At 59.7% G+C, this 1134-nt stretch carries 2 protein-coding genes; both read right to left on the bottom strand.

The window, feature by feature from the left end:
* Positions 1-24 precede the first annotated feature (24 nt).
* Positions 25-864, bottom strand: a complete 840-nt coding sequence (sul1, locus tag V6E55_RS25480; protein ID WP_000259031.1) for a sulfonamide-resistant dihydropteroate synthase Sul1 — start codon at positions 862-864, stop codon at positions 25-27.
* On the bottom strand, positions 858-1134 hold a 277-nt coding region (locus V6E55_RS25475), incomplete at its 5' end, for a DMT family transporter (RefSeq protein ID WP_017900405.1). The genes V6E55_RS25475 and sul1, both read right to left, overlap by 7 nt.

Below are 1134 nucleotides of genomic sequence, written 5' to 3'. Positions count from 1 at the left end.
TAGCGGGCGGCCGGAAGGTGAATGCTAGGCATGATCTAACCCTCGGTCTCTGGCGTCGCGACTGCGAAATTTCGCGAGGGTTTCCGAGAAGGTGATTGCGCTTCGCAGATCTCCAGGCGCGTGGGTGCGGACGTAGTCAGCGCCATTGCCGATCGCGTGAAGTTCCGCCGCAAGGCTCGCTGGACCCAGATCCTTTACAGGAAGGCCAACGGTGGCGCCCAAGAAGGATTTCCGCGACACCGAGACCAATAGCGGAAGCCCCAACGCCGACTTCAGCTTTTGAAGGTTCGACAGCACGTGCAGCGATGTTTCCGGTGCGGGGCTCAAGAAAAATCCCATCCCCGGATCGAGGATGAGCCGGTCGGCAGCGACCCCGCTCCGTCGCAAGGCGGAAACCCGCGCCTCGAAGAACCGCACAATCTCGTCGAGCGCGTCTTCGGGTCGAAGGTGACCGGTGCGGGTGGCGATGCCATCCCGCTGCGCTGAGTGCATAACCACCAGCCTGCAGTCCGCCTCAGCAATATCGGGATAGAGCGCAGGGTCAGGAAATCCTTGGATATCGTTCAGGTAGCCCACGCCGCGCTTGAGCGCATAGCGCTGGGTTTCCGGTTGGAAGCTGTCGATTGAAACACGGTGCATCTGATCGGACAGGGCGTCTAAGAGCGGCGCAATACGTCTGATCTCATCGGCCGGCGATACAGGCCTCGCGTCCGGATGGCTGGCGGCCGGTCCGACATCCACGACGTCTGATCCGACTCGCAGCATTTCGATCGCCGCGGTGACAGCGCCGGCGGGGTCTAGCCGCCGGCTCTCATCGAAGAAGGAGTCCTCGGTGAGATTCAGAATGCCGAACACCGTCACCATGGCGTCGGCCTCCGCAGCGACTTCCACGATGGGGATCGGGCGAGCAAAAAGGCAGCAATTATGAGCCCCATACCTACAAAGCCCCACGCATCAAGCTTTTGCCCATGAAGCAACCAGGCAATGGCTGTAATTATGACGACGCCGAGTCCCGACCAGACTGCATAAGCAACACCGACAGGGATGGATTTCAGAACCAGAGAAAGAAAATAAAATGCGATGCCATAACCGATTATGACAACGGCGGAAGGGGCAAGCTTAGTAAAGCCCTCG

The organism is Enterobacter sp. 342 (assembly GCF_036663495.1).
Taxonomy (GTDB): Bacteria; Pseudomonadota; Gammaproteobacteria; order Enterobacterales; family Enterobacteriaceae; genus Enterobacter.
The sequence above is the reverse complement of the archived record's forward strand: the minus strand, read 5'-3'. Positions and strand labels throughout refer to the sequence as shown.

Coding starts and splice junctions, on each gene's coding strand:
- sul1 (WP_000259031.1), bottom strand. CDS start 864: ATGGTGACGGTGTTCGGCATTCTGAATCTCACCGAGGACTCCTTCTTC.